Source organism: Roseivivax halodurans JCM 10272 (assembly GCF_000521785.1).
GTDB lineage: Bacteria > Pseudomonadota > Alphaproteobacteria > Rhodobacterales > Rhodobacteraceae > Roseivivax > Roseivivax halodurans.
Genome location: NZ_JALZ01000101.1, coordinates 1 through 1,858, shown reverse-complemented (window position 1 = coordinate 1,858; position 1,858 = coordinate 1). Strand labels below are relative to the sequence as shown.

The window sequence follows — 1,858 nt, the reverse complement described above, 5'->3', positions numbered from 1 at the left end:
CCAGCCCCTCAGATAAATGTTGATAATTCGCAGAGCCGCCCCTAAGTGGGCGGCTCTCGAGCTTTGAATTACTGACATTTGAGGAGTTGGTGCCGCCAAGAACGTCTCGATGAATTCTTCGACGCCGAAAAGACGCCTTCCCCGGCTGGTCGGCGGCTTCAGCGTTAACTTCTGCCGCAACCCGCACTGCGACCGGTTCGGCCTTCTTCCTCACCCGTTCTCTATTCGAGGACGCCGCGGTGGCGACCAGGATCACGGCCGGGTGGTTGGCTCCGGCGAAGACCGATCCTTTCGGTGCCCCGCATGCGACGGCTTCAACATCATCAAGTCGAACACCGCTATCGCCGAGGAATACTCCCGGCTGTCCCGTCAGTATAGGAAAAAGTTTTTCCCGTCCTGCCGGACCGAGTCCTGTCCGAACTTCGACCTGCCTCTGGCCCTCGCTCCAAGTGCTTACCGCGGCGCGGGACGGACAGCTCGTGGCGACCAGCGACACCAGTGCAAGATCTGCAAGGCGACCTTCTCGCAGGGCTCACCGACGCGCCGGCACAAGAAGACGGATCGAACCGGCGATATCCTGCTCTCATTGGTCAACAAGGTGCCGATAAGTCGTATCCGGGAGACGCTGGGCGTCACCTACGGCCATATCTACAACAAGATCGAATTCCTCGAGGAGCAGTGCCTCAAGTTCGCCGCCCGGCGCGAAGAACGCCTTGCCGACTGCTTCCGGGCTTCGGACCCCAGTTTCGCCACCGATGCACAGGTCATCCTCGTGAACTGGCCGGTCAAACGGCGCCGCGGCACGATCCCGTTGCTTCACATGGCAACGGTGCATCAGGGCAGCCAGTTCATCATGGCGGCCACGGTCGACTACGATCCGTCCGTCTCGCCCGGGCGCCTGGACGAGGAGATGATCCAGTCCGGCGACTTCGCGCTCCCGCGGTCGATGCGCCGGCAGGCGCGCCTCTGGTCGGCGCGGGAGTATGAAGCCGGCCTGGTGCGGATGAACCGCGCGATCTTTTCGGAAGACGACCTGGCCGTTGGCGGCCAGTGGAGATTGCCCGGAACAGGATCCCGCGTGCGCACCGACATCTTCATGCATGCGCACATGATGCTTGTGAAAAAGCTGCTCGGTCAGGATTTCGAGCGCGCGCTGTTCTGCCTCGATGCCGAAGCAGGGTTGGCCGCGGCGACCTCGGCGATCTTCCATCCCGAAGTCGCGGAGCGGCGTGTGGACATCGCCGAAGTGAGCTTCACCAAGGGCATGACGAACGATCTTCGTAACGAGTATGCGGATCGGGGCCGAAAAGCTCGTCGCGAGCTGCTGGAAGAGCACCAGGCGGCCGTCGCCGACACCGTCGCGAGGCACGATGTGCCCGAGCTGCAGGCCCTGGTCGCGGCCGTCCTCGAAGACCGACTCGGTGAGCTCGATCCGGCAGCCAGAGGAGACCTCCTGATGCGCGAGGGCCTGCGCTGGCCGTTCCACACCAAGGCGGAGCCGGAGAAGACGATCCGGCTGAGGACCGATCTCGGCCAGCACGGCTTCCTGGAGCTGGCGGACGTGCTGTGCCGAGCCTCGATCCACCCGGTCGATGCCTACTTCAACTTTGCCCGGAGGCGCGTTTCGGGGTTCGAGCGGGGCATTCCGACCAGCGCGAATGCCGGCCGCATCTGGCATGCCTACAGCTTCTACGAGCCGACCATGGTACCGCGGGTCGCGAACATCCTGCGCTTCTACCACAACTACATGTTGCCAGCTTCGGACCGAAGCGGCGCAACCCCTGCTATGAAGATCGGGCTGGCGAGAGGGCTGGTGTATCGCCGAGATCTGCTCGCCGCATGACAGCTAGGCAGGACG

1 protein-coding gene is annotated in these 1,858 nt (G+C 63.3%); it reads left to right on the top strand.

Annotated elements, in window-relative coordinates:
- Positions 1-109 precede the first annotated feature (109 nt).
- Positions 110-1,843: a hypothetical protein gene (locus OCH239_RS21290; RefSeq protein ID WP_157578055.1), complete on the top strand. Its 1,734-nt coding sequence runs from the start codon at positions 110-112 to the stop codon at positions 1,841-1,843.
- Positions 1,844-1,858: the final 15 nt, after the last annotated feature.